Here is a 25,064-nt window from a genome sequence, read left to right on the forward strand (position 1 = left end):
TTTGTATTCCCCTCACCCTGACCCTCTCCCCAAAGGGGAGAGGGAACTTTAACACCCTCTCCCCTTTGGGGAGAGGGCTGGGGTGAGGGGGTTTGGTAATGTTAATGCGCCCCTTTCGCCTGGGTGACAATCTCGTCCAGGTTCTCAGGCATTGGCTCATACGGTGTCTCTTTCGCCGTCGGTTTGTCGACTTTCAACGCCGCCAGCGCGGTTTTCAGAGAATACAACGCCAGCACCACAACCACCACCATAAAGAAGATGGTCAGCCCGGCGTCCAGACGGTTGTTAAACACCAGCTGCGACAGCTGAGATTCGGTGTACTGTGCCGGGATCTTACCGCTGTCGATCATCGCCTGGAACTTGTTGGCGATCGCCAGGAAGCCCACCTTGTTGTCCGGGCTGAAGGCTTTCTGCCAGCCCGCGGTCAGGGTACAGATCAGCAGCCACGCCGTTGGCACCAGCGCCACCCATGCGTAACGCTGGCGCTTCATCTTGAACAGCACTACCGCGCAGAGCATCAGGGCCATGCCCGCCAGCATCTGGTTGGCGATACCGAACAGCGGCCACAGGGTGTTAATCCCGCCCAGCGGGTCGACCACGCCCTGATGCAGGAAGTAGCCCCACGCCAGCACGCACAGCGCTGTCGCCAGCAGGTTAGCCGGGAGTGAATCGGTACGTTTCAGGTTCGGGGAGATCACCCCCAGCAGATCCTGCAACATAAAGCGCGCCGCACGCGTACCGGCATCCACCGCCGTCAGAATAAACAGCGCCTCGAACAGAATGGCGAAGTGATACCAGAACGAGACATCCATCAGCCCGCCCAGCGCGCCGTGCAGGATGTAGGCCATGCCCACCGCCAGCGTTGGCGCCCCGCCCGCGCGGGAGATAATCGACTGCTCGCCGACCTCATTAGCGATATGCGTCAACGTTTCAGGGGTAATCGCAAAGCCCCAGCCGCTCACCACCTGCGCGGCAGAGGCGACCACGTCAACGGTGCCGGCCGGGGCCAGGACCGCCATCGGGCTGTTCATCGCAAAGTAAACGCCCGGGTCAATAATACAGGCCGAAACCAGCGCCATAATCGCCACGAAGGACTCCATCAGCATGCCGCCGTAGCCAATCAGGCAGGCCTGATTTTCATTCGCCAGCATCTTCGGCGTGGTCCCGGAGGCAATCAGCGCGTGGAAGCCCGACACCGCCCCACAGGCGATGGTGATAAACAGGAACGGGAACAGATTGCCGGTCCAGACCGGGCCGGTGCCGTCAATAAATTTGGTCAGCGCAGGCATGGTCAGGGTCGGGCGCATAATCAGAATGCCGATCGCCAGCCCGACGATGGTGCCGATTTTCAGGAAGGTAGAGAGGTAGTCACGCGGGGCCAGCAGCAGCCATACCGGCAGCACCGCCGCCACGAAGCCGTAGCCTACCAGCATCCAGGTCAGCTGCACGCCGGTGAAGTCGAAGAACGGTGCCCAGGTCGGGCTTTCCGCCACCCAGCCGCCGGAGATAATGGCAAACACCAGGAACACCAGGCCAATGACTGACACTTCACCAATGCGCCCCGGACGCAGGTAGCGAATGTAGATCCCCATGAACAGCGCCAGCGGTATGGTGAAGGCGACGGTATAGGTTCCCCACGGGCTGTGGGTCAAGGCTTTCACCACGATCATCGCCAGCACCGCGAGGATGATCACCATGATCATAAAGGTCGCCACCAGCGCAATCACCCCGGCGGTTGCCCCCATCTCTTCTTTCACCAGCTCACCCAGCGAACGACCGTCGCGACGGGTGGAGACGAACAGCACCATGAAGTCCTGCACCGCGCCCGCCAGCACCACCCCAGCGAGGATCCAGATCATCCCCGGCAGGTAGCCCATCTGCGCGGCCAGTACCGGCCCCACCAGCGGGCCTGCCCCGGCAATCGCCGCGAAATGGTGACCGAACAGCACTTTTTTATCGGTCGGCACGTAGTCCAGACCGTCGTTATGACGCACGGCCGGCGTCATGCGCGTGCCGTCTACGCCCAGCACCGTCTTTGCGATATAGCGGCCATAAAAACGGTATGCGATCAGATAAATGCAGACGGAGGCGACGACGATCCACAGCGCGTTGATCTGCTCCCCCCGGTTGAGGGCGATATAGCCCAGGGCAAAGGCTCCCACCACGGAGAGCACCGCCCACGTAAGGTATTTCCCTGAGTTGTTCATAGTTGTTGTCCGTTGTTGTGAAACAGTGAGATGTTACATTTTGTTTCTAGAACAACGGATAAAATTTAACAACTTTGAAACGCAATAATGCGTGGTCAAACCAGAGATTTACACCACAGTGTTAAGCCGATCACTTTCAGCTGAATGACTTACCCCAACACCATCGTACTCAACCGACAGGTACAGCACCGCCGCCCCTGCTCGTCGAACACCACGATCTCCCAGCTCTGGCTGGAACGGCCCAGATGCAGCGGCTGACACACGCCGCGTACCTTACCGTGTGAGACTGCGCGGTGGTGTGTGGCATTCAGTTCCGTACCCACCACGTTCTGCCCGTCACGGGTCATCAGAAAACCGGCCATCGAGCCCAGCGTTTCCGCCAGCGCCGCCGAGGCGCCGCCGTGCAGCAGGCCAAACGGCTGATGGGTGCGCGCATCCACCGGCATCTCCGCTTCCAGCGTATCGTCCCCGAGGCGGGTATAGACGATGCCAAGGTGCCCCACCATCGTATTCAGGCTGGTGGCGTTCAGCTCCTCGAGCGTTAAATGACGTTTCCAGATCATTACGCCCCCAGCGTGGAGCCGCCGTCCACCACGATATCCTGCAAGGTGATATGGCTGGCGGCATCGGATGCCAGGAACAGCACGGTCGCAGCAATCTCCTGCGGACGGGCAATTTTACCGAGCGGAATGCCAAGCTTGAACTGCTCGCCAAAGCCGCGAATGCGCCGCTGTTCCGCATCGTCGCTGGTCCACAGGGTGCGCTGCATGTCGGTATCCGTTGAACCCGGCGACACCAGGTTACAGCGTACGCCGCTGCCCGCCAGTTCCAGCCCGACTGTCAGCGCCAGGCTTTTCAGCGCCGCTTTCGACGCGCCGTAGGCGCTCATGCCGATGCGCGGCGTGTGCGCCGCGTCAGAGGCCACCGTCACAATCGCCCCACCCTGCTGACGACGGAACTGGCCCATCGTCTGCTGGAACAGGTTGAACGCGCCGCCGACGTTGACCGCAAAGGTCTGCTGCCAGTCCTCCTGCGAAAGCTGATCCGTCGCGCCCATACGCAGAATGCCCGCTGCGTTAACCAGCACGTCGAGCCGCTCAAGGCTGCTGAGCAAACGCCCGCAGACGTCACTCGCCTGCGCCGCATCCGCCACGTCCAGCGTTTCGGTGGCAAACGGATATTCGCCGTGAGGGAAAGCCAGATCGAACCCGGTCACCTGCGCCCCGGCCTCCACAAATGCCAGCGCGGTCGCATAGCCAATGCCCTTACCCGCGCCCGTCACCCAGACGGTTTTACCGGTAAAATCAAAAGCCATCACTTCACCTCGCGGGAGAGCAGCGCCCACCAGGCATCGAGGGTCGGATTTTTTGCCAGCATCACGAAATCAATGTCGCCGTGCACTTTGCGCCAGCGGGCGGCGAGCGCCATCATCCGTACTGAATCCAGACCGTAGTCGATCAGGTTTTCGTCATCCATCGGCTCGTCGGACTCGTCCAGCAGCGGCAGGATCAGCGCGCGCAGCGCGGCTTTCGTTGCCGGAACGGACGGCAGCAGCTCGTCGGTCATCACCACGCGGCCCGAACGCCCGGCCACGTATTTCAGCGACATCAGGTGCTCGTCGCGGGTGAAATCCGCCAGCGCGTCGGCGATAAAGAACGGTTTGATGTCGCGCATAAAGGCGTCGGTGGCGGTGGTCATGCAGCCGATGTGGGCGTATACGCCGGTGATCAAAAGCTGGTTGCGCCCGGTCTCTTTCAGCATCTGCTCCAGCGGCGAGCGGTGAAACGCGCTGTAGCGCCACTTCACCAGCACGGTGTCCGCTTCATCCGGGGTCAGCGCAGCGACGATGCGCTGCTGCTCCGGCGAACGGGTCAGGCCCGGCCCCCACATGTCGTTCAGCAGGGCACGGTCTTCATCGCTCTGATCTTTCGGCTGCGCGGTGTAGTACACCGGAATATTGTGCTCTTTGCAGTACGCGCGCAGTTTAGCGATGTTCGCCACTACCTGCTGCATCATGTCGCTATTTTCGCCCCAGAAGTTCAGGAAGTACTCCTGCATATCGTGGATCAGCAGCGCGGCGCGCTCCGGTTCAAATGCCCAGTTCACTTTACTGGTCGGCAGTTCGGCGGCGGTTGGCAGCGCGTATGCGGTTAATTTTGGAATGGCCATTCTCTGTTCCTCAGCCCCGGGCGCGTTCAGCAAGCCACAGGCGCAACTGTTTCTTATCAACTTTGCCGACCGGCGTGAGCGGAAGCGCATCCACGCTCTCCACGCGGTCCGGCAGCTTAAATTCGGCAACGCCCTGCTCGCGCAGGAAGCGGCGCACCTCCACCGCGCGCAGGGGCTGTTTCACCACCAGGTACGCGCAGCTTTTTTCGCCCAGCAGGCTGTCCTCCATGCTCACCAGCGCGGCGTGGATCACCGCGTCGTGGCGCAGCAGCAGGTTTTCGATCTCTTCGGCGGCGATCTTCTCGCCACCGCGGTTGATCTGATCTTTCTCGCGCCCCTGCACGGTGATGTAACCCTGCTCGTCGATGGCGATCAGATCGCCCGAGCAGTAGAAACCGTTGGCATCAAAGGCGCTGGCGTTGTGTTCCGGGCTGTTGAAATAGCCGCGGAAGGTATACGGGCCGCGCGTCATCAGACGCCCGACTTCCCCGCGCGGCAGCGGGTTGCCGTCCTCATCCGCCACCCACACTTCATCGTCCGGGCACATCGGGCGGCCCTGGGTATTGATGATGCGCTCCGGCGCATCGTCGAGGGCGGTGTAGTTCACCAGCCCTTCCGCCATGCCAAACACCTGCTGAAGCTGGCAGCCAATTTCCGCCGGAATGCGCGCCGCAAGCGTGGCGGAGAGACGTGCGCCGCCTACCTGGAGCAGTTCGAGGGATTTCAGCTGGGCGTTCCCCGCGCCGTCGGCAATCGCCTGCAACCACAGGCTGACCGCGGGCGGCACCAGCGAGGTGACGTTGATCTGATGCTGCTCAATCAGCGGGAAGCAGAGCGTGGCGCTCGGATCGTTCGCCAGCACCACGCAGCCGCCCGCCTTGAAAACGCCTAACGATCCCGGCGAACTCATGGCGTAGTTGTGCGCCGCGGGAAGCGCGTTCAGATAGCGGGTGTGCGCAGTGATACCGCAGATTTCGTTGCTGCGGCGAATGCTGTAGTCGTAATCGTTGTGCGTACGCGGGATCAGCTTCGGCGTGCCGGTGCTGCCGCCGGAGAGCTGGAAGAACGCCACTTCGTCTGCGGGCGTCGGGTTCGGGATGAAGTTGTCCGCCGGGCGTGAAATCGCCGCCTCCAGCGCGTGTTCGCCCTTATCGCCGCGTAGCAGCACAACGCGAACCGAGCGGTGAGCGTCCACAAAGGTATTGAGAAAATCATCGCCCGAGAACAGCGCGTGGTCGCGATCGGCAATCAGCACGGCGGGTTTGATCTGCTCCGCGTAGGCGTTGAGTTCACTGCGCTGATGGCTAAAGAGCGCGTTGACCGGCGCGACGCCGATTTGCAGTAGCGCGAAGAAGGTGATGTAGAACTCGGCCACGTTGCCGAGCTGCACCAGCGCGGTCTCGCCGCGATGCAGCCCCTGCGCCTGAAGGGCGGACGCCAGATTCGTCACCGCCTGATTAAACGCGCGGTAGGTAATGCGGCGATCGCCGTCAATTATCGCGACCGCATCGCTGTCCGCATGGTCCGTCAGGATGTGGGTCAGCGGCAGATCCTGCCAGTAGCCTTTTTCACGGTAGCGCCGGGCAAAATCCTCAGGCCAGCGGGTAAAAGGGATGGTCATGAGTATTCCTTAGTGCAAACCAAACACGTTGAGCATGGTGGAGAGCTTCACGCCCGTCTCGCGCCACTCGCCCACCGGGGAGGAAGCAGGCACAATGCCCGCGCCGGCAAACAGGCGAACGGTATTTTGATGCAGCCGCGCGCAGCGGATAGTTACCACCCACTCGCCGTTACCTTCGCTGTCGCACCAGCCAACGATGCCGCCGAACAGTTCGCGGTCGAAGGGCTCCAGCTCGGCAATGAGTTCTTTTGCCGCCTGATGCGGGAAACCGCTCAGGGCCGGGGTCGGGTGCAGCAGGCAGGCCAGCGTCAGGGCGTTCTCGTTTTCACGCGCGTCACCCTCAACCGGCGTGGCCAGATGCCACAGCGTTGGGGTGGTAATGAGCTGCGGGGAAGCCGGCATGCTCAGATGATGGCTGCGCGGTTCCAGAATGGTTTTCATCGCCTGGGTTACCAGGTCGTGCTCGTGACGGTCTTTTTCGGAGGCCAGCAGCTTAGTGCCCGCTTCGCGATCCAGCACATCGTCCGGCTGACGGCGCGCAGAGCCCGCCAGCGGCAGCGAACTAAAGTGCGCGCCCTCTTTACGCAGCAGCAGTTCCGGGCTGGCGCCCAGCAGCACGCCGCCGTCTTCCAGCGGTACGTGGAAGTTAAAGCTCGCCGGGTTCTGGGCGATAAGACGCTCCATCAGCGCGCTGCTATCAATCTGTTTGTCGGTGGCAATATCAATCAGGCGCGACAGCACCACCTTATTCACCTGCGGCGTGGCGGTGAGCGACGCGGCGCGGGCCACCATCTCCTCGAAAATCGGCTGCGGCGGGATCTCGGTGCGTTGTTGCACGTTCAGCGTCTGCGCGCCGGAGGCGTAGCGTGCGGACTGCTGACGCGCCGGGCGGGAGAAGGTTTGCCAGCGTTGCGGAATAAACAGCGATGACGGTTTGCGGGTATCGAAGGGGATCGCCCCTACCATCACCGGATGGGCAATGCCGCTGTTTTTCGCATTCCGGAAAGCCTGAGCTAATTTCTGCTGAAAGGGACCCGCCGGATCGTCACCGCCGACGGCGGGTTCAGAAAAACGGGCAAAACAGCCGGACGTGGTAAAACTGCGGTAAGGCGACATAAAGAAAAAGCTATCTGCTTGCAGCGTAGTCGCGGTGTGCTGAACTTCCTCAGCCAGGGACGTGTCCATATCATCCTCCTTAAAATGATAAAAGAAGCAATAATGATTATCATTTATATTTTCGTCGGCTAACCTAATCCCACATCGCCCCGCTGTCAACCGTCGGGCAAATAACTTGTGCGACAAACGCTTGCATCCCTTCCCTACAGCCCTGAAAATGAGAAGCATTATCTTCAATAAAATCAGGATGCCGCTCTGTGAAAATCGCTGCCGTTTGCCGCAATGCCCTTCTTTTAACAGGACTTTTTGTTTTAGGACTAACCTCAGCCGCCGCCGACGACTGGCCGCGCCAGGTCTCCGACAGCCGCGGCGTTCACACGCTTGAGAGCAAACCGACGCGCATTGTCTCCACCAGCGTGACCTTAACCGGCTCCCTGCTGGCCATTGACGCGCCGGTCATTGCCAGCGGAGCGACCACGCCGAACAACCGCGTGGCGGATGCGCAGGGCTTTTTACGTCAGTGGGGCGATATCGCGAAGCAGCGTAAGGTTGCCCGGCTGTACATCGGCGAGCCGAGCGCCGAAGCGGTCGCGGCCCAGATGCCGGACCTGATTTTGATCAGCGCCACCGGCGGGGATTCCGCGCTTGCGCTCTACGATCAGCTTTCCGCCATCGCGCCGACGCTTATCATCAATTACGACGACAAAAGCTGGCAGGAACTGCTGACCCAGCTGGGGACGATCACCGGGCAGGAGACACAGGCCGCAGAGCGCATCGCTGCCTTCGATAAACAGCTCGCCCAGGTGAAGCAGCAGATGAAGCTGCCGCCACAGCCGGTGAACGCCATCGTTTACACCGCCGCGGCACACACGGCGAACCTGTGGACGACAGACTCCGCGCAGGGCAAGCTGCTGCACCAGCTGGGCTTTACGCTGGCGGACCTGCCTGCCGGTTTGCAGACCTCAACAAGCCAGGGCAAGCGCCACGACATTATTCAGCTGGGTGGAGAAAATCTGGCGACGGGGCTGAACGGCGAAGGGCTGTTTGTGTTTGCCGGCGACGCGAAAGACGTGAATGCGATTTACGCCAATCCGCTGCTGGCGCATCTGCCGTCGGTCAAGAACAAGCGCGTCTGGGCGCTGGGAACGGAGACGTTCCGCCTGGATTATTACAGCGCGATGCTGGTGTTAGACAGATTGAATGCGTTGTTTAAGTAGGCATTTTCCCTCCCTCTCCCCGTGGGAGAGGGCCGGGGTGAGGGCATCAGGCCGCACCGTCGTTCAACGCGGCCTCCTGCCTGAACCGCCGCAATTCCACCAGCGTCACCAGTAAGATCGCGCCAACCATCGCTAACACAAACCCGCTGCTGCTCGCCGACGCCACCGGGGTCATTATCGCCCCCAGCCCGCCGAGGATCGCCGCGCCAATCGCATCGCCCGTCACGTTCTGCGCGGTCCACAGGCCGTTGATACGCCCCAGCATCCCTTCCGGCGTCTGGGTCTGGATCAGGGTGTACTGTAAAAGAGAGCTTACCGCGCTCAGCCAGCCGAAAATCACCAGACACATCACCCCCAGCGCCCACACCGGCATCAGGCTAAAGAAACCAATGGCGATAAACGAGGCCAGCGTCGCCACCAGCATGATCAACCCCGGTCTCGCGCTCTGCGCCAGGTTGCCGCTGGTCAGCGCCCCGAAGGCCGCACCGAGCGGAATGGCGGCGTACAGCACGCCAATCTCTGAGGCGCTCATCTGCCACTCGCCCGCCAGCGCCGGGTACAGCACGCGCACGGCGCTCGCCATCGTCAGCAGGCCGCCGAGCAGCGCAATGCCGCCAATTAACGGGTTGCTGAACAGAAAACGAATCGCGGCCATCAGGGACTTCAGCGGATGCTCGCGCGGCTGCGGCGGCGGTGGCAGGAGCGGCAGACGCAGCAGCGTCAGGGTGGTGATAAAGGTTCCGGCTGCGGCAAGGCCGTAGTTCCACGCCACGTTGCCGGTCGCCAGCAGCAGACCGCCGACCATCGGCGAAATCACCGAGCCGAGGCGCACGGTGAGCATGGTGATCGCCCCCGCCTGCATCAGGTTCTCGCGCCCGACCAGCGCGGGCGTGGCCGCCAGCAGTGCCGTCACGCCTAACGAAGCAAAAAAGCCGTCCCACAATCCCAGCACGTAAATGGCCACCAGCGACGGCTCCGGCAGCATGGCGTTCAGACACAGCCCGACAAAGCCCACCCCGCAGGTGCCGCGCGCCAGCAGGATAAGCTTTTTACGCTCGTATCGGTCCGCCAGCACGCCGCCCACCATCAGGCCGATAAACATCGCCCCGCCGGTTAAGGTGACGGATAGCCCTACCAGCCAGCTGGAGTGAGTGATGGTCTGGATTTGCACCGGCACGGCCACACCAAGCAAACCGAGGGACAAAATGGAGATAAAGCGAGCGATAAAAACGGCGCGATACGCCGGGTGTGTTTTGAGCAGGCTGAGGTTAAGCAGCCAGGATTTTTGATTCATGACAAAGCCTTGAGTCTATTTCTACCCATTCCATGGGCGCACATGCTAACATAGCCAAATAAGATAGATAACGATAATCACTATCATTATCAAATCATGGATGTTGCTATGTCGTTTTCCTCTTCTGCGGTACGCGCCCTTGCCGTGCCCGTTTTATTGCTACTGCTAATCCTTGCGATTGCACTCAGCCTGCTGGTCGGCGCAAAACCGCTGCCCGCGTCCGTTATTGTCGATGCGATCTCCGGTACCTGTCAGAGCGCCGACTGCACCATCGTGCTCGACGCTCGCCTGCCCCGCACCCTTGCCGGCCTGCTGGCCGGTGGTGCGCTCGGCCTTGCCGGTGCCCTGATGCAAACCCTCACCCGCAACCCGCTGGCGGACCCTGGCATTCTCGGCGTGAACTCTGGTGCCAGTTTCGCCATTGTGCTCGGCGCGGCGCTGTTTGGTTTCACCTCTCCGTCTGAACAGCTGGTGATGGCCTTCTGCGGCGCGCTGGCCGCCTCGCTGGTGGTGGCGTTTACCGGCAGCCAGGGCGGCGGACAGCTCAGCCCGGTACGCTTAACGCTGGCGGGCGTAGCGCTCGCGGCGGTACTGGAAGGCTTGTCCAACGGCATCGCCCTGCTCAACCCGGACGTGTATGACCAGCTGCGCTTCTGGCAGGCGGGTTCGCTGGATATTCGTACCCTTGAAACCTTAAAAGTGGTGGTGATCCCGGCGAGCGTCGCTGCCGTCGTGGCGCTCTGTTTAAGCCGGGCGCTGAACAGCCTGAGCCTCGGCAGTGACACCGCGACCGCCCTCGGCAACCGCGTGGCGCGGACGCAGCTGACGGGCCTGCTTGCCATCACCGTGCTGTGCGGCAGCGCGACCGCCGTAGTCGGCCCGATTGCCTTTATCGGCCTGATGATGCCGCACATGGCGCGCTGGCTGGTGGGGGCGGATCACCGCTGGTCCCTCCCGGTAACGCTGCTGGCGACCCCTGCCCTGCTGCTGTTTGCCGACGTGCTGGGCCGCCTGCTGGTGCCGGGCGAACTGCGTGTCTCGGTGGTCAGCGCCTTTATCGGCGCGCCGGTGCTGATCTTCCTGGTACGACGCAGACGCGGGGGTGGCGCATGATGGCCCCGTCCCGTCGTTTACTCACCAGCGTCGCCCTGCTGGTCGTCACCTGTCTGCTGCTGGCGGTCTGGAGTCTGCAAAGCGGTGCCGTAACGCTTGATTTCGCGCAGGTCTTTCACGCTCTCACCGGCAGCGCGCCGCGTAACATCACCATGGTGGTCACCGAATGGCGACTGCCGCGCGTGGCAATGGCGATCCTGGTTGGCGCGGCGCTTGGCGTCAGCGGCGCGATATTCCAGTCGCTGATGCGTAACCCCCTCGGCAGCCCGGACGTGATGGGCCTGAATACCGGCGCGTGGAGCGGCGTGCTGGTGGCGATGGTGCTGTTCGGGCAGCATCTCACGGCCATTACCTTTACGGCGATGGCGGGCGGCATTCTCACCTCCCTGCTTATCTGGGCCCTGGCCTGGCGCAACGGCATCGACACCTTCCGCCTGATCATCATCGGGATCGGCATCCGCGCGATGCTGATGGCGTTTAACACCTGGCTTCTGCTACAGGCGTCGCTGGAAACCGCACTCTCCGCCGGGCTGTGGTACGCCGGTTCCCTCAACGGTCTGTCGTGGGGAAAAACCTGGCCCGCCGCGCCGCTGATTATCCTGATGTTTATCGGCGCGTTGCTGCTGGTCAGGCGCATGCGGCTGCTGGAGATGGGCGACGACAGCGCCTGCGCGCTGGGCGTGAGCGTAGAGCGCTCGCGCCTGATGCTGATGCTGGTGGCGGTCTTGCTGACCGCAGCGTCTACCGCCATCGCCGGGCCGATCTCGTTTATTGCCCTTGTCGCGCCGCATATCGCGCGGCGACTTAGCGGCACCGCGCGCTGGGGATTAACCCAGGCGGCGCTGTGCGGTGCAGTATTACTGCTGGCCGCCGATCTCTGCGCCCAGCGGCTGTTTACGCCTTATCAACTGCCGGTGGGCGTGGTGACCGTCAGCCTCGGCGGGATTTACCTCATCGTCTTGCTCGTTCAGGAGTCACGCAAGAAATGACAGATTCAACCACCCGCTTGCGCGGCGAAAACTTGACCCTCGGCTACGGCAAAAAAATCATTGCCCGGGACTTATCCGTTGCCATTCCGGACGGCCACTTCACCGCCATTATCGGGCCAAACGGCTGCGGCAAATCAACATTGCTGCGCACGCTGAGCCGCCTGATGTCGCCGGTTAAGGGCAGCGTGTTCCTCGACGGGGAGCAGATCCAGCGCTTCGCCAGCAAAGAGGTGGCGCGCCGAATTGGCCTGCTGGCGCAAAACGCCACCACGCCGGGGGATATTACCGTGCAGGAGCTGGTCTCCCGCGGGCGCTATCCGCACCAGCCGCTGTTTACCCGCTGGCGCAAGGAGGACGACGAGGCCGTGAAGCGCGCGATGCAGGCGACGGGCATCACCGAGCTGGCCCAGCAAAGCGTCGATACCCTCTCCGGCGGACAGCGCCAGCGCGCGTGGATCGCAATGGTGCTGGCGCAGGAAACCTCGATCATGCTGCTGGACGAGCCGACGACCTGGCTGGATATCAGCCATCAGATTGACCTGCTGGAGCTGCTGAGCGAGCTGAACCGTACGCAGGGGTACACCCTGGCGGCGGTGTTGCACGACTTAAACCAGGCGTGCCGCTACGCGACACATCTGATTGCGCTGCGCGACGGCGAGATTGTGGCGCAGGGCGCGCCGAAGGAGATTGTGACGCCAGAGCTGATCGCGCGGATCTACGGCATGCGCTGCATGATTATTGACGATCCGGTGGCGGGTACGCCGTTGGTGGTGCCGCTTGGAAAACGTGCGGTCTGATGCCCTCACCCCGGCCCTCTCCCACAGGGAGAGGGAGCAAACCATCCCCTCTCCCCGTGGGAGAGGGTTAGGGTGAGGGGCATTTGCACTATCCTAAAATTTCCTTCAGTACCGGCCCAATTTTTTCAAACGCCTGCGGTGAAATAATATCCACGTGAGCGCAGTCCTGGCTGTAGACCTCCAGCTCGCCCACCCACGGCGCCCACGCGGCCTGAGGATCCAGGGTTCGCGTTCGCTCGGCGACAAACAGCGTCGCTTTACCGTCAAAGCGCGCGCTGTGCGCGGTGGTGAGCAGCCGCACCGCGTCGGCGTAGTTGCCCTCAATGGCGTTAAACAGCTCGCTGGAGCCCTGCCCCTGCTGGGCGGCGATAAACGCCTGACGCTCGCGCTCAATTTCCGCCAGCACCTCCGGGTCGAGACCGTTGGCCTCTTTCTCCGCCCAGTTCTGGGTTTCCGGCGGCCAGGTATCCAGCAGGCCGAGGAACGCCACCGCTTCACCCTGCTCGCGCAGGCGGGCCGCAATGTCCTGCGCCAGCGTGCCGCCGAGGGAATAGCCGAACAGGTAATACGGCCCCTGCGGCTGCTGCTTACGCAACGTGTTCAGATGATGTTCGATCACCCCATCGAGATCCGCGCACTGCTGCATCGGGCCGTTTGGCCGCGGCGACTGAATGCCGACGATGGACCAGCGCGGGCTGAGGTAGCGCGCCAGGACGCTAAACTGCCAGGCAAAGCCGGACGCCGGATGGAAGCAGAACAGCGTCGGGCCGTTGCTTTCACGCAGCGGCAGAAGGGTTTCATACCCCAGACGCTGCGCCTGCTCGTCGCTCATCTGCGAATCCAGCAGGGCGCTAAGCTTGCTTACCGTCGAGGCGACCATAATCTGCCCCGGCGTGACCTTACGGCTGAACGCACGGCTGAGCTGAGCCGCGAGGCGCATCGCCAGCAGCGAGTGGCCGCCGAGGGCAAAGAAATCGGCCTCGATATCGTTCACCGCGCAGCCCAGCAGGGAAGAAAACGCCTGCGCCACGGCCACTTCGGTTTGCGTCTCAGGTGCGCGACCGGAAGTTCTGCTGGTCAGCTCCGGCAGCGGCAGCGCCTTGCGATCCAGCTTGCCGTTGGCGCTCAGCGGCAGCGCGCTGATTTGCAGCAGCACCACCGGCACCATATGCGGTGGCAGCTGGGCTTTGAGTGATGCAAGCAGCGCGTCGCGGTCCAGCGGTAAGCCGGATTCAGAAACCACGTACCCCACCAGCTGGCGGGCATCGCCACCCGTCGCCGCTGCCTGGTTGAACACGCAGGCGTGCGCCACGGCCTGAGCCACGTCCGGCAGCGACAGCATCGCCCGGTCGATTTCACCCAGCTCGATGCGCTGTCCGCGGATTTTCAGCTGGTCGTCGCTGCGGCCCAGATATTCCACCGCGCCGTTATCCAGCCAGCGGGCAACGTCACCGGTGCGGTACATCCGCTCGCCCGGCGCGAACGGGTCGGCGATAAAGCGGCTGGCGGTAAGGTCGGGGCGTCCCAGATACCCCTGCGCCAGCTGGATGCCGGTGAGATACAGATCCCCCGCCACGCCGAACGGTACCGGGCGCATCATCGCATCCAGAATGCGCAGCCCCGTATTCCATACCGGGAAACCGATCGGCACGCTGTTACCCTCCACCGCCGCCAGCTCGGGGCCGTACGCCGGATACCAGCTGACGTCCACCGCTGCTTCGGTCGGGCCATAGAGGTTGTGCAGCGGCGCATGGGTGAGCAGTTCCCACTCGCGACACAGCGCAGTCGGCAACGCCTCGCCGCTACAGAACACCTGCTTCAGCGTCCTGCAACAGTGGGCGTTTTCCGGCGTCAGCGAGGCGACGAACGCTGCCAGCATCGACGGCACGAAGTGGGTGGTGGTTACGCCATATTCTGCGAAGAAGCTCTGCATCGCCTGCGGATCGCGGTGCGCGTCCGGCTCGGCCATCACCAGCTTCGCCCCGGCGATAAACGGCCACCAGAACTCCCACACCGACACGTCAAAGCTGCACGGGGTTTTCTGCGCCACCACGTCATGCGCCGTCAGTGGATAATGATCCTGCATCCACTTCAGGCGGTTAACGATGGCGGTATGGCCGACCATCACCCCTTTTGGACGTCCCGTCGAACCGGAGGTAAAGATGATGTACGCGGTTTGCTCCGGCTTCGCCAGGCGCAGCGGTTCAGCACCCGAGGTCGGTAATAGTGTGTTGTAACTAAACGTCTCGACGGAGAGATCGCTAAAGCGCGGAAGCTGCTCGTCGGTGGTAATGAGCAGGGACGGCTTCGCGTCCTCGAGCATCATCCGCAGGCGATCGTCCGGGTAGCCGGTGTCGAGCGGCAGCCACGCGGCGCCCGCCTCCACAATGCCGTGCAAGGCTAACGTCAGGAACACCGAGCGCGGAAGCGCCACCGCCACGCTGTCGCCCGGCTTCACGCCGCGCGCGCGCAGCAGGTTTGCCAGCGCGACCACCTGCTCGCGCATCTGGCGGTAGTTCAGTTCAGTATGGGCATCCGCCAGCGCGGGGGCGTCCGGCGTTTTGCTCGCCTGCTCCGCGACCAGATCCGCCAGCGTGGTGGACGGCAGCGCCAGCCCGGTATCGTTAATGCGCGCCAGCCGGGCGTATTCCTGCTCTGATACGGTTTCCACGTCGCCACAGCGCAGGTCCGGGTTGGCGGCAAACTGCGTCAGCATTGCGTTCAGCCGCACCGCGTGACCCTTTAGCGTCGCCTCGTCGTAACGCTGCCCGTTGGCGAGGATCTCAATGCTCAGTCCGCCCTGCTCGTCCGGGAACAGCGCAAGCTCCAGATCGTTCACCGGGCCGGTCGCCAGCGTGTGGGTAATGGCCTCCACGCCGTCGATATCCAGCTGATAATCGAACACCTTGACGTTCAGCACCGGACCAAACAGGGCTTCATCGCCTGCGGCACGTCCGCTGTCGCGCACGATCTGTTCGGCGTCGTAACGCTGATGGCGACGCATCTTTTTCAGCTGGTTCGCCAGGCGCAGCGCCAGTTCCGGCAGGCTCTCGTGCGGGCGAATATTCACCGCCAGCGGCAGGACGTTGAGCACCGGTCCGGTCGCGGTCAGCGCGGCGGAGCCCATGCGGCGCATAAAGATAAACCCGGCGGCGTAGTCCAGCCGTCCGGTCAGGCGGCCCAGCCACAGCACCACCAGCGCAAGCGCCAGATCGGTACGCTGCGCCTGGCCTGCCATCTGTGCAAGCTGGCTGAAAGCACGTCCGTCCATCGCCATTTTCAGGCGCAGGATGTCGGTGGTGGCGGCGTGTCCAGGCAGGGGCGCGGAAGAGAGCGAGACCGGAGAAGGAAGCTGTTGGCGCTGTTCGGCCCAGAAAGCACCGTCGCGCTGATACGCCTCACTGTCGCGATAGCGCTGATACTCCTCCACCACCTCGGCGAACGGGGTAAACGGGGAGGCGGGCGCGGGTTCCCCTTTCTTCCACGCAGCGTAAATGGCGGCGATCTGACGCGTAATGGCCGGGAAACTGAAGCCATCTACCACCAGATGATGATACCGCTGATACCAGTACCAGTGGCTTTCTCCCACCTGGATCAGCTGGTGAAACGCCAGCGGCTGACCGCTGTCGACGCGCAGGTTCTGGTTGAGATCGGCCTCCATCAGCGCCACGGCGGCGTCGTGGGAGTCAACGCGCACGATGGACGGCTCCGGCAGGAGCATGGCCTCATCGATCCACTGCCACACCTCACCGTTATCTTCGGCAAAACGCATCCGCAGGGTGTCGGCCTGCATCATGCCTTCAGCGATGGCTTTTGCCAGCAATGGCGCATCGATAGCGCCTTTCAGCTCGGTATAGTGCGCGACGCTCCAGGCGTTTGGCAGGGAGGAAAGCTGCTCTGCCATCCAAATCCCCGGCTGGGCGGCGACAAGAGGGAGACGGTTCATGCGCGCTCCCCCGCAAAATAAAACGGCTCAAGCGTCTGCCACTGTTCCGCCAGCCACTGCTGGCACGCCTCCTGAGATTGCGGTTCGCAGACCACGCGCCAGCCCGCGGGCAACTCGCACTGCTGCGGCCACAGGCTGTACTGCCCCTGGTCATTTTGCAAAATGGCGAACTGTCCCTGCGGATTATCGAAAGGATTGCTGAATTCCATACAGACTCCGTTATTGAATAAGCGGCTGCCAGAGGGTCATCAGCCCCTGCGTCAGCCCACCGCGCCAGCAAAGCGCATCGTGTCCGCCGTCAACCTGACGCCAGAAAACCGGTTGCTGAGTGTGTAGTTCGGCGAAGATCGCCTGGTTGGCGCGCAAAATAAGCGGCTCGTTGCGCCCGGCCTCAAGGACGATGCGCAGCCCGCGAGCGGTTTTTTCACCCGCTTTGAGTTGTTCGATGAGCAGCCCGTCCTGCTGCGCGCCGCGGTGCGGCCACCAGTAGGATCCGGACTGGCTGAGGATGCAGCCAAAACGCTGCGGCCAGTTGAGGCCCGCATAGAGGGAAGAGAGTCCGCCGAAGCTCTGACCCGCCACCACGGTATGGTCGGCGCGGTCGCTGAACGGGGCCATGCTTTTCACTTGCGGGAGAAGTTCTTCCTGCACTGCCAGCCAGAAATCAGGGTTGCACGGCAGCTCGCGGCTGCGGTGTGCGGTGTCAATGACGTCAATTAAGACATAAACCGCAGGCGGCAGTTTGCCTTCATGGGTGAGCGACGCCAGAGCAGGCCAGACGGGCATGCTTTCGGCCCAGAACTGCCCGTCAAGGAGCACCGCCAGCGGGCGCTCGGGGCTTTCATCCCCGGTGGTAAAAATCCACACGCGACGACGGTTCTTCAGACGCGCGCTGTGCCAATCAATACAGACAGGCTTATTGTAAGGGGTATCGGGATGGTTCCAGCCGGGCTGTACGGGCGCCTCCGGCATCTCCAGCGCCGAGACGGCGTGCCCGCGCCCGCCGCGCCAGCTTTGCGGATTCAGCGGGTCGGAGACCGCGTGCGGCAACAGTTTACGCCACCCTTCGCGCAGCGCCATGCGGTCCGGCTGCTCGCCTTCAAACACTGCATCGGCAAAATCGTTTTCGTTATCGGAGGGGATAAAACAGTAGCTGCCGCGCCATTCGGGGCTGAACTCGCCCTGCCACTGCCAGACGTCGGTATCCGGGACACGTTCAAGGGATTGCGGACGGGCATTTTGATGGTGATCGGTCACGCCGGTGACGTAGAGCCAGACGCGTTTCACCGTCGAGGTTTTCTGCGTTCCCGCCGGGTCCCGCCACCAGAATGTCACGCGATAGTTTTCCTGATGACGTTCCCGTTCCGGCCCGTTTTTCGCCTGCCACCACGCTTCACTTCCGGTTGTTAACACCGTCACCCTTATAACCCCATGTTTAACAGTCTTTTTTGTTTCAGAGCAAATTTTATTGATAATATTATTGATAACTATTTGCATTTGCAATAGCGTAATGCCCGCGCTGTGGGAAGCGCGCTCATTAAATAACCATAAAAGCGGGACGTACAATGAATAAGAAGATTCACTCTCTGGCCTTGCTGGTCAATTTAGGGATTTATGGTGTCGCGCTGCCCGCCATGGCAGACGACAACACCGCCTCCGCGCAGCACGAAGACACCATGGTGATCACTGCCGCCGAGCAGAATTTGCAGGCGCCGGGCGTGTCGACCATCACCGCCGATGAGATCCGCAAAAACCCGCCAGCGCGCGACGTGGCGGAAATCATCCGCACCATGCCGGGCGTTAACCTGACCGGCAACTCCACCAGCGGCCAGCGCGGGAACAACCGTCAGATTGACATTCGCGGCATGGGCCCGGAAAACACCCTGATCCTGATCGACGGCAAGCCGGTCACCAGCCGCAACTCCATCCGTCTGGGCTGGCGCGGCGAGCGTGATACCCGCGGCGATACCGGCTGGGTCCCGCCGGAGATGATCGAGCGCATCGAAGTGATCCGTGGCCCGGCTGCTGCCCGCTACGGTAATGGTGCGGCGGGCGGCGTGGTGAACATCATCACCAAAAAATTTGACGACCAGTGGCACGGCTCCTGGAACACCTACCTGAACGCGCCAGAGCATAAAGACGAAGGTTCCACCAAACGCACCAACTTCAGCCTGAGCGGCCCGCTGGGCGGGGATTTCAGCTTCCGCATGTACGGTAACCTGGATAAAACCCAGGCCGACGCGTGGGATATCAACCAGGGTCACCAGTCTGACCGCACGGGCGCTTACGCCAACACCCTGCCCGCAGGCCGTGAAGGTGTGGAAAATAAAGACATCAACGGCGTGGTGCGCTGGGACTTCGCGCCGATGCAGTCGCTGGAGTTTGAAGCGGGCTACAGCCGCCAGAACAACCTGTATGCGGGCGACACGCAGAACACCAACAACGACAACGCGCTGGTGAAGAAGAACTACGGTAAAGAGACTAACCGTATCTATCGTCAGAACTTCGCCGTGACCTGGAACGGCGGCTGGGATAACGGCATCACCACCAGCAACTGGGCGCAGTACGAGCACACCCGCAACTCTCGTCTGGGTGAAGGGCTGGCGGGCGGTCTGGAAGGCCTGTTCAACAGCAATAAATTCACCGATACCGATCTGGCCGACGTGATGCTGCACAGCGAAATCAACCTGCCGATTGATTTCATTGTGAACCAGAACCTGACGCTCGGCACCGAGTGGAACCAGCAGCGCATGAAGGACTCAACCTCATTTACACAAACCCAGCAGGGGGGCACCATCCCGGGCATGAGCGAAGATCGTAGCCCGTACACGTCAGCGGAGATCTTCTCCCTGTTTGCCGAAAACAACATGGAGCTGACCGACAGCACCATGCTGACCCCTGCCCTGCGCTTCGACCACCATACTATTGTGGGTAATAACTGGAGCCCGTCCCTGAACCTGTCGCAAGGTCTGGGGGATGACTTCACCCTGAAGATGGGCATCGCGCGCGCCTATAAAGCGCCAAGCCTGTATCAGACCAACCCGAACTACCTGCTGTACAGTAAAGGCCAGGGCTGCTACGCAAGCTCCGACGGCGTGGGCTGCTACATGATGGGTAACGACGATCTGAAAGCGGAAACCAGTATCAACAAAGAGATTGGCCTGGAGTGGAAACGCGACGGCTGGCTGGCGGGCGTGACCTGGTTCCGCAACGACTATCGCAACAAGATTGAAGCGGGCTACGCGCCGATTGGCCAGACGTCCACCGGCAAAGTCACCACCGATATCTACCAGTGGGAAAACGTACCGAAGGCGGTGGTGGAAGGTCTGGAAGGCTCCCTGAACGTGCCGGTCAGCGACACCATCAACTGGACCAACAACATCACCTACATGCTGCAAAGCAAGAACAAGGAGACCGGCGATCGTCTGTCGATCATCCCGGAGTATACGCTGAACTCTACCCTGAGCTGGCAGGTACGTCAGGATGTCTCATTGCAGTCGACCTTCACCTGGTACGGCAAGCAGCAGCCGAAGAAGTACAACTACAAAGGTCAGCCGGTGACCGGGTCTGAGAAAGACGAAGTCAGCCCCTACAGCATCGTTGGCCTGAGCGCGACCTGGGACGTGACCAAAAACGTCAGCCTGACCGGCGGCGTGGACAACGTCTTCGACAAGCGCCAGTGGCGCGCGGGTAACGCCCAGACCACGGGTAATACCACGACGGGTGCGTATATGTACGGCGCGGGTGCGTATACGTATAATGAACCGGGTCGCACCTGGTACATGAGCGTAAATACGAGGTTCTGATACAGGCAGTGACTTCCCCCTCTCCCTGTGGGAGAGGGCCGGGGTGAGGGCGAGGTAAAAGCAAAACGGCAACCCCGTTGCCGTTTTTAGTGTTTGCTCCCTCTCCCTTTGGGAGAGGGCCGGGGTGAGGGCATCAGGCCGCACAATACTGAAGGGAAAACCATGCACACCACCCACAGCACATTTTCTCTCGCCGACCACACCCTCCACCGCATCACCTTCGACCCCACCACCTTTACGGACGCCGATCTCCTCTGGCTGCCCCATCACACCCAACTCGCTAACGCCGGACGCAAACGCAAGGCCGAGCACCTCGCAGGCCGCATCGCCGCCGCGCACGCCTTACCTGACTACACCATGCCCGCCATCGGCCCCAGCGGGGAACCGCTCTGGCCGCAAGATATTTCCGGCAGCATCACCCACAGCGGCACGCAGGCGATAGCCGTCGTCACGCAATACCCGGCGCTTATCGGCATCGATTGTGAAACGATCCTCTCCGAAAACGAAGCCAGGGAAATCAAAGACGGCATCATTGATACACAGGAAGAACCTGTGCTTTCCCGCCTGGGATACCCGTTCGCCCTCGCCCTGACGCTGGTCTTCAGCGCCAAAGAGAGCCTGTTTAAGGCCCTCTTTCCGCAGGTACAGGCCTGGATGGGTTTTGACTGCGCCCGCGTTACCATGCTCGACGATAAGACGCTTACGCTGGCATTGACCTGTCAACTAGCAGACTTTCAAGAAGGCACCGCCTTTCCCCTGCACTGGCAGCAGCACGGCGAACAGGTCATCACTCTGCTGTCACACGCTCCTGGCGACGAGCCTTCACGCTGGTCACCACAAACGTCACGATAAACACCATCGCGAACAGGACCACAATGGTCGGCGCAGGCGCGCTGTCGAGATAAAACGAGGCATAAACGCCGCTGACCGACACCAGCGCTGAAACGGCGACCGCCACCAGCAGCGCCATGTGAAAGCGTCGGGTAATCAGCACTGCCACCGCGCCGGGGGCAATCAGCAGGGAAATCGACAGAATGATCCCCACCGCTTTCAGCGTCGCCACAATGGTCAGCGAAACCATGCACAGTAAGCCGTGGTGCAGCCAGCGGGTGCGCAGGCCACTCGCCTGCGCCTGCTGATAGTCAAAGCAGAACAGCAGAAAATCGCGCCACTTCAGGCCAATCACCAGCGCAATCATCCCCGCGACGAGACCGCTTTGCAGAATGTCCATCCCGTTAATACCCAGCATATCGCCGAACAGAATGTGGTCGAGATGCACCTCAGGTTTGACAGCGATATAGAGGATCAGCCCGGCGCCGAACATGCCGGAAAAGACGATCCCCATGACCGTATCCTGTTTGATGCGGCTGTTATCCTTCAGGTATCCGGTGGCGACCGCGCAGAACAGACCGGCCACGAACGCGCCCAGCGCCAGCGGCAGGCCCATCATCCAGGCCAGCACGACGCCGGGAAACACCGCGTGGCTCATGGCGTCGCCCATCAACGCCCAGCCTTTCAGCACCAGAAAAACCGACAGCAGCGCGCAGGGCACGGCCACCAGGAGTGAAATCAGCAGCGCGTTGTTCATAAACGCAAACTGGAAGGGTTCGAGGAGCAGCGTCATCATGGGTGTGCCTCCCGCGCCCGACGACGGCTGGCAAGCAGTCCGTGCTTCGGCGCAAAGACGAACGCCAGCAGAAACAGCAGCGTCTGGGCGACCACGATAATGCCGCCGGTGGCGCCGTCCAGGTAATAGCTGGCCCACGCGCCGAGGAAGCTGGTGATGCTGCCAATGGCGACGGCAATCATCAGCAGGCGCGGGAAGCGGTCGGTCAGCAGCCACGCGGTCGCGCCGGGCGTGACCACCAGACAGATCACCAGAAACGCGCCGACGGTTTGCAGCGCCGCCACGGTAGAGACCGCCAGCAGCGTGAAGAAGAGAATTTTCAGGCGTTCAGGACGCAGGCCGATGGCGCGGGCGTGGTTCTCATCAAAAAAGGTCACCATCAGATCTTTCCATTTGAACAGCAGGATAACTATCGACACCACGCCGATAATCGCCAGCTGGACGATATCTTCGGGGGCGATAGCCAGAATATTGCCGAGGACGATGGTCTGAATGTTCACCGAGGTCGGGTTGAGCGAGACCATAAACAGCCCCAGCCCGAAAAAGGAGGAGAAGATCAGCCCGATAATGGCGTCCTCCTTCAGGCGGCTGCGCTGGTTGAGAAACAGCATGCTGCCCGCCGCCAGCCCGCCCGATAAAAACGCCCCCAGCGAGAACGGCAGCCCGAGCATGTAAGCGCCCGCTACGCCCGGCACGATGGAGTGCGACAGCGCATCGCCGATCAGCGACCAGCCTTTAAGCATCAAATAGCAGGAGAGAAACGCGCACAGCCCGCCCACCATCGCCGAGACCCACATCGCGTTGAGCATGTACTCGTAGCCGAAGGGTTCGAGAAGCGCGTTCATTTGGCCTCCTGTCGGTGCGTCACGAAGGGGCGCTCGTCGTCGGTTATGATGCGATCTTCCGAGCCGCTGAGCACCACGTGGCGCAGCACGCCGCTGAAGGCGCGCTCAAGATTCTCGGCGGTAAAGGTGATATCCGTCGGGCCGCTCGCCAGCACGGTGCCTTTGACCATCACCGTGTAATCGCAGAATTCCGTGACCGAGCCCAGATTGTGGGTCGAGACCAGCATCGTTTTACCCTCGTCGCGCAGCTCCCGCAGCAGGCTGATGATCCTGGCTTCGGTTTTGACGTCCACGCCGGTAAACGGCTCGTCGAGCAGGATCACCTCGCCCTGCTGGGCAATCGCACGGGCCAGAAACACGCGCTTCTTCTGCCCGCCGGACAGCTCGCCAATCTGCCGATGACGCAGCTCGAGCATATCCACACGCTTCAGGGCGTCGGTGACGATCTGCTTATCGCATTCTTTGGGGCGACGCAGAAACCCCATATGCCCGTAGCGGCCCATCATCACCACGTCCTCGACGAGCACCGGAAACGACCAGTCGACCTCTTCCGACTGCGGCACGTAGGCGACCAGGTTCTGACGCAGCGCCCGGTGAGGCGGCAGCCCCAGAATGGAGATAGTGCCGCTCGCCGCCCGCACAAACCCCATCACCGCCTTAAATAGCGTGGACTTGCCGGAACCGTTCACCCCCACCAGGGCAGCAATCGATCCGCCCGGCACGCTGAACGACGCGTCGCGCAGCGCCGTGTGGCCGTTGCGGTAGGTCACGGTCACGTCGGTTACAACAATCCCCTTCTGCATGGTTACTCCTTCATCCCGTCGTGGATGCCCTGCACCAGCGTGCGGGTGGTGACGTTCAGCAGATCGATATAGGTTGGCACCGGGCCGTTTTCCGCGCTCAGAGAGTCGACGTACAGCACGCCGCCATAGTGGGCGCCGGTTTCACGCGCCACCTGACGGGCGGGCTTATCCGAGACCGTGCTTTCGCTGAACACCGCCGGAATGTGATGTTTTTTCACCAGATCGATAACCTTGCGCACCTGCTGGGGCGTGCCCTGCTGATCGGCGTTGATCGGCCACAGGTAAAGCTCCTTCAGGCCCAAATCCCGCGCCAGATAGGAAAAAGCCCCTTCGCTGGTCACCATCCAGCGTTTGTCTTCCGGTATCTCCGCGACCTGCTTGCGCAGCGGTTCGAGAGTGGCGGTGATCTTCTGCTTGTAGGCTTCCGCATTGCGCTGATAGGTCTGTGCGTTGGCCGGATCGTACTTCACCAGCGCGTCGCAGATGTTATCGACGTAAATCAGGGCGTTGTCCGGCGACATCCACGCGTGCGGATTGGGCTTGCCGTTATAGGGCCCTTCGCTGATGCCCATCGGGGTGATGCCTTTGGTGACAATCACCTCCGGCACGCCGTTCAGATGCTGATAAAAGCGCTGGAACCACAGCTCCAGATTCATGCCGTTCGCCAGGATCAGCTGTGCCTTCTGCGCGCGTTTGATATCGCCCGGGGTGGGCTGGTATTCGTGAATTTCCGCGCCCGGTTTGGTGATGGAGGTGACCTCTGCGGCATCCCCCGCCACGTTTTTCGCCATATCAGCGATAACGGTAAAAGTGGTGATGACCTGGAACTTTTCAGCCGCCAGCGCGCCCGTGGTGGTCGCGGTCATGAGCAGCGCGCCGAGCAACAGACGCTTCAATCCTTGCCGTGGATGCATCGCAGAAGTCTCCTGAGGTGATTAAAATCAAAGCAAAATTAGCCTGTGCTATAAGGTATAGCACAGGCTATATTTAAATGAAAATAATTATCATTAAAGTTGTGTCAACGGAGGGAGAGCCTGATGGCGCTTCGCTTATCAGGCCTACGGTAAAGCAGTTTTGGAGTTTTGTTGGCCGGGTAAGCGCAGCGCCACCCGGCATAAGGGCGACTCACTGCCCGGCAAGTGCCTTATAAAATGCAGGATTCTCCCGAATCACATTAAGTACCTTCGCCGCCAGCCCGGTTGGGTTGCGACGTTTGGACTCCCAGCTTTTTATAGTGTCAACGCTCGTGCCAAGCGCCTTCGCCATTTCGCATTGGGTAATATTGAGCTGTTCTCTGATTGCGCGAACATCTGCAACTTCATAGCGGGTTATTCTGGAAGCTGCTTTCCTTCCGCTGTGGATCTCAACCGCCTCTTCAAGCGAAGTTTTAAGTTCATCAAAGATGCTCATTTTATACCTCGGAACAACATAAAGGCGTACATAGTACACCTCTAGTAAAAGATATAATAAGCACTATTCGAAAAGTACAGGGCCAGATTCATAACAATCTGGCC

21 protein-coding genes are annotated in these 25,064 nt (G+C 61.4%); 6 read left to right on the top strand and 15 right to left on the bottom strand.

Annotation, left to right across the window (positions count from 1 at the left end; translation table 11 throughout):
* Positions 1-101: 101 nt before the first annotated feature.
* From cstA to entC, 6 genes are all read right to left on the bottom strand, one after another.
* The gene (cstA, locus tag ACOTXD_RS06950; protein WP_015571172.1) at positions 102-2,207 is read right to left on the bottom strand and encodes a pyruvate/proton symporter CstA; all 2,106 of its coding nucleotides are present in this window, start codon (positions 2,205-2,207) and stop codon (positions 102-104) included.
* 149 nt (positions 2,208-2,356) lie between these two features.
* Positions 2,357-2,770: a proofreading thioesterase EntH gene (entH, locus tag ACOTXD_RS06955; protein WP_015571173.1), complete on the bottom strand. Its 414-nt coding sequence runs from the start codon at positions 2,768-2,770 to the stop codon at positions 2,357-2,359.
* A complete protein-coding gene (gene entA, locus ACOTXD_RS06960; protein WP_023305663.1) occupies positions 2,770-3,522 on the bottom strand; it encodes a 2,3-dihydro-2,3-dihydroxybenzoate dehydrogenase EntA in 753 nt (250 codons plus the stop codon). The genes entH and entA overlap by 1 nt, the downstream gene beginning before the upstream one ends.
* Positions 3,522-4,376 carry an isochorismatase gene (locus ACOTXD_RS06965; protein WP_061855910.1) on the bottom strand — a complete coding sequence of 285 codons (855 nt, stop codon included), beginning with the start codon at positions 4,374-4,376 and terminating at the stop codon, positions 3,522-3,524. The genes entA and ACOTXD_RS06965 overlap by 1 nt, the downstream gene beginning before the upstream one ends.
* A 10-nt stretch (positions 4,377-4,386) precedes the next feature.
* Positions 4,387-5,997, bottom strand: coding sequence for a (2,3-dihydroxybenzoyl)adenylate synthase EntE (gene entE, locus ACOTXD_RS06970; RefSeq protein ID WP_048209163.1), 1,611 nt, complete (start codon positions 5,995-5,997; stop codon positions 4,387-4,389).
* Positions 5,998-6,006: 9 nt separating this feature from the next.
* The gene (entC, locus tag ACOTXD_RS06975; protein WP_023324292.1) at positions 6,007-7,182 is read right to left on the bottom strand and encodes an isochorismate synthase EntC; all 1,176 of its coding nucleotides are present in this window, start codon (positions 7,180-7,182) and stop codon (positions 6,007-6,009) included.
* 188 nt (positions 7,183-7,370) lie between these two features.
* Between entC and fepB the strand changes: the two genes are divergently transcribed.
* Positions 7,371-8,330, top strand: a complete 960-nt coding sequence (fepB, locus tag ACOTXD_RS06980) for a Fe2+-enterobactin ABC transporter substrate-binding protein (protein ID WP_050870397.1) — start codon at positions 7,371-7,373, stop codon at positions 8,328-8,330.
* A 46-nt stretch (positions 8,331-8,376) separates the two neighbouring features.
* Here the strand turns inward: fepB and entS are convergent, their stop codons facing one another.
* Positions 8,377-9,624, bottom strand: a complete 1,248-nt coding sequence (gene entS / locus ACOTXD_RS06985; RefSeq protein WP_061855911.1) for an enterobactin transporter EntS — start codon at positions 9,622-9,624, stop codon at positions 8,377-8,379.
* 108 nt (positions 9,625-9,732) lie between these two features.
* Here entS and fepD point away from each other — a divergent pair, with 108 nt between their 5' ends.
* From fepD to fepC, 3 genes are read left to right on the top strand one after another with little or no spacing between them, the layout of a single operon-like run.
* On the top strand, positions 9,733-10,737 hold the full coding sequence (gene fepD, locus ACOTXD_RS06990) for a Fe(3+)-siderophore ABC transporter permease (protein WP_061855912.1): 1,005 nt from the start codon (positions 9,733-9,735) through the stop codon (positions 10,735-10,737).
* A complete protein-coding gene (fepG, locus tag ACOTXD_RS06995; protein ID WP_073970425.1) occupies positions 10,737-11,726 on the top strand; it encodes an iron-enterobactin ABC transporter permease in 990 nt (329 codons plus the stop codon). The genes fepD and fepG overlap by 1 nt, the downstream gene beginning before the upstream one ends.
* The gene (gene fepC / locus ACOTXD_RS07000) at positions 11,723-12,523 is read left to right on the top strand and encodes an iron-enterobactin ABC transporter ATP-binding protein (protein WP_061855914.1); all 801 of its coding nucleotides are present in this window, start codon (positions 11,723-11,725) and stop codon (positions 12,521-12,523) included. The genes fepG and fepC overlap by 4 nt, the downstream gene beginning before the upstream one ends.
* Before the next feature lie 88 nt (positions 12,524-12,611).
* Here fepC and entF read toward each other — a convergent pair whose 3' ends face one another.
* The 3 genes from entF to fes are packed head-to-tail and all read right to left on the bottom strand — an operon-like array spanning position 12,612 to position 17,888.
* Positions 12,612-16,469: an enterobactin non-ribosomal peptide synthetase EntF gene (entF, locus tag ACOTXD_RS07005; RefSeq protein ID WP_421766391.1), complete on the bottom strand. Its 3,858-nt coding sequence runs from the start codon at positions 16,467-16,469 to the stop codon at positions 12,612-12,614.
* Positions 16,466-16,678: an MbtH family protein gene (locus ACOTXD_RS07010; RefSeq protein ID WP_003858806.1), complete on the bottom strand. Its 213-nt coding sequence runs from the start codon at positions 16,676-16,678 to the stop codon at positions 16,466-16,468. The genes entF and ACOTXD_RS07010 overlap by 4 nt, the downstream gene beginning before the upstream one ends.
* A 10-nt stretch (positions 16,679-16,688) precedes the next feature.
* Complete coding sequence (gene fes, locus ACOTXD_RS07015) at positions 16,689-17,888, bottom strand: enterochelin esterase (RefSeq protein WP_032608817.1); 1,200 nt, start codon at positions 17,886-17,888, stop codon at positions 16,689-16,691.
* Between the two features lie 146 nt (positions 17,889-18,034).
* On the opposite strand from fes, the gene ACOTXD_RS07020 reads away from it, so the two are divergent.
* Positions 18,035-20,275 carry a TonB-dependent siderophore receptor gene (locus tag ACOTXD_RS07020; RefSeq protein WP_003858810.1) on the top strand — a complete coding sequence of 747 codons (2,241 nt, stop codon included), beginning with the start codon at positions 18,035-18,037 and terminating at the stop codon, positions 20,273-20,275.
* Positions 20,276-20,437: 162 nt separating this feature from the next.
* The gene (entD, locus tag ACOTXD_RS07025) at positions 20,438-21,127 is read left to right on the top strand and encodes an enterobactin synthase subunit EntD (RefSeq protein WP_061855916.1); all 690 of its coding nucleotides are present in this window, start codon (positions 20,438-20,440) and stop codon (positions 21,125-21,127) included.
* Here entD and ACOTXD_RS07030 read toward each other — a convergent pair.
* The 5 genes from ACOTXD_RS07030 to nadS all read right to left on the bottom strand — a co-directional run bounded on the left by ACOTXD_RS07030 (position 21,063) and on the right by nadS (position 24,960).
* Positions 21,063-21,902, bottom strand: coding sequence for a metal ABC transporter permease (locus ACOTXD_RS07030; RefSeq protein WP_023324285.1), 840 nt, complete (start codon positions 21,900-21,902; stop codon positions 21,063-21,065). The genes entD and ACOTXD_RS07030 overlap by 65 nt on opposite strands.
* On the bottom strand, positions 21,899-22,747 hold the full coding sequence (sitC, locus tag ACOTXD_RS07035; protein WP_022647369.1) for an iron/manganese ABC transporter permease subunit SitC: 849 nt from the start codon (positions 22,745-22,747) through the stop codon (positions 21,899-21,901). Before sitC ends, ACOTXD_RS07030 begins: the two co-directional genes overlap by 4 nt.
* Positions 22,744-23,550, bottom strand: a complete 807-nt coding sequence (gene sitB, locus ACOTXD_RS07040; RefSeq protein WP_032657506.1) for an iron/manganese ABC transporter ATP-binding protein SitB — start codon at positions 23,548-23,550, stop codon at positions 22,744-22,746. Before sitB ends, sitC begins: the two co-directional genes overlap by 4 nt.
* A 2-nt stretch (positions 23,551-23,552) precedes the next feature.
* Positions 23,553-24,464, bottom strand: a complete 912-nt coding sequence (gene sitA, locus ACOTXD_RS07045; RefSeq protein ID WP_061855917.1) for an iron/manganese ABC transporter substrate-binding protein SitA — start codon at positions 24,462-24,464, stop codon at positions 23,553-23,555.
* A gap of 211 nt (positions 24,465-24,675) precedes the next feature.
* A complete protein-coding gene (gene nadS / locus ACOTXD_RS07050) occupies positions 24,676-24,960 on the bottom strand; it encodes a NadS family protein (protein ID WP_032652913.1) in 285 nt (94 codons plus the stop codon).
* Positions 24,961-25,064 lie beyond the last annotated feature (104 nt).

The sequence above is a fragment of the Enterobacter cloacae complex sp. CDL013 genome (assembly GCF_049238805.1).
Taxonomy (GTDB): domain Bacteria; phylum Pseudomonadota; class Gammaproteobacteria; order Enterobacterales; family Enterobacteriaceae; genus Enterobacter; species Enterobacter hormaechei_C.